Below are 2,007 nucleotides of genomic sequence, written 5' to 3'. Positions count from 1 at the left end.
CGATAAGAATAGAGGTAAACCTTTTAGTCAAAGGATATTAAAATTTATGCTGTAGAAAAATGACCTTCTCACAAGTGATTAAAAAAGTGTATAAACAAGGAGAGGAAAATGCATATGATGTTTTATGAGATTGTTTGCTTTTCTTGTAAGAATATATTTCGTGTTTACGAAGGCAGTGAAAAATATAAGCGATTTAAAGAAAAACCAAACGGGGCATATTGTTGTGATGAGTGTAGCCACAAAATTCAATTAGAAGCGATAAAGAATTTTTTTAGATAATTTTACAATTTCGATTCGGAAAAGTTTGACAATAAAAGTGTTATAAATTATCATATTAAAAAACTAATATTTAAGGCATAGAAGAGAAGAGTAGTTAAGAAAGAATATGTACAGAGAGCTCTGGTAGCTGAGAAAGAGCGGTATACATCTTAATGAAAAAAGACTTGGAGCTGCGCAAGGAACTAATTTATTTAGGGATGGTGCGACGGGTTCTCCCGTTATAGAGATAGGGTATAAGCATATTTTGCCGTACCTGAAGAGGTTAATATGGTGACATATTAACAAACTGAGGTGGTACCGCGAAGCTAACAACTCTCGTCCTCAAGATGAATAATCTTGGGGGTGGGAGTTTTTTTGTTGCATAAAACTAGAAATGAGAAACAAAAAAATAATTGAGGTGAGTAATATATGCATTGGGCGTATGAAGTAGCACATGAATTAATTAGGAAACATCCAAATAAAGAAACGTTTGTTTGTGCATCTGGAATTAGTCCGTCAGGTTCTGTTCATATTGGGAACTTTCGTGAAATCGTAACGACTTATTTCGTAGTAAGAGCACTTCAAGATTTAGGGAAAAAGACTCGTTTTATATTTTCGTGGGATGATTATGATAGGTTTAGAAAAGTTCCAAAAAATATTGATCCATCTTTTGCAAAGTATATTGGCATGCCATACTGTGATATTCCAGATCCGTATGGATGTCATAACTCGTATGCGGAGCATTTTGAAAAAGAGTTTGAAAAATCGCTTCAAGCATTTGGAATTGAAGTGGAATTTATTTATCAACATGATGAATATAGAAGCGGAAGGTATAATGAAAATATTTTAGAGGCTTTGTATAAACGAAAAGAAATATATGATATTTTAATGGATTTTAAAACTGGAGAGTGTAGTGAAGAAGAGCGAGAGAGCTTTTATCCAGCTACATTATATTGTGAGAGGTGCGGAAAAGATACAACAACTATTACACATTTTGATGAAGTATTAAAAACAGTCCGGTATGAATGTGAATGCGGAAATGAAAAAGAGTTATCCGTATTAAATACAAATAAAATGAAACTAAACTGGAAAATCGATTGGCCGATGAGATGGATGATAGAGGATGTTGTTTTTGAACCGGGCGGTAGAGATCATTCATCAGAAACGGGTAGTTATAATGTATCAAAAGAAATTGCAAGGAAAATATTCAATCGAGAAGCGCCTCATTACGTTGCTTACGATTTCATTGGTATTAAAGGGAATCATGAAAAAATGTCTAGTTCTTCAGGGAATAGTATTACACCAAGCGATTTATTGAAAGTGTATATACCAGAAGTAATTCTCTTTATGTTTGCAAAATACAAACCAGGCGCTGCTTTTCATATTGGGTTGGATGAAGATGTGATTCGTAATTATACAGAGTATGAGCGATTGAAAGATAGTTATGAAAATAAAACGCTCAAAAATGAAGATTTATTTGATGCAATTAAAATCTCTAGAGTTGATAGTGAGTTTAAAGAATATCCGAAATTTAATCAAGTAGCAGGAACGTTACCATTATTAAATTTTGATTCAACTATTTTACAGGGGATATTAAAGAAAATAGATAGGAGCTATGCATTAGATGAAATGAGAGCGATAAGTAATCGCGCAGAGTATTGGATAAGAAACTTTCAATCTGAAAAATTAATCGCGGTAAATGAGGAGAAAAATGCAGAGTTTTACTACACATTAGATGAAAGGCAGAAA

The 2,007-nt window shown here is 33.0% G+C and carries 2 protein-coding genes and 1 other annotated feature; both genes read left to right on the top strand.

Translation table 11 applies throughout. The features are described from left to right. Positions 1 to 108 precede the first annotated feature (108 nt). A complete protein-coding gene (locus ACQGS6_RS27295) occupies positions 109 to 279 on the top strand; it encodes a DUF2197 domain-containing protein (RefSeq protein ID WP_000551047.1) in 171 nt (56 codons plus the stop codon). 69 nt (positions 280 to 348) lie between these two features. Continuing rightward, positions 349 to 605, top strand: a binding site (T-box leader). An 82-nt stretch (positions 606 to 687) separates the two neighbouring features. Next, a partial coding sequence (gene lysS, locus ACQGS6_RS27290) for a lysine--tRNA ligase (protein WP_426965936.1) occupies positions 688 to 2,007 on the top strand: 1,320 nt, incomplete at its 3' end.

Source organism: Bacillus sp. GMs2/2 (assembly GCF_050172095.1).
Lineage (GTDB): Bacteria > Bacillota > Bacilli > Bacillales > Bacillaceae_G > Bacillus_A > Bacillus_A cereus.
The sequence above is the reverse complement of the archived record's forward strand: the minus strand, read 5'-3'. Positions and strand labels throughout refer to the sequence as shown.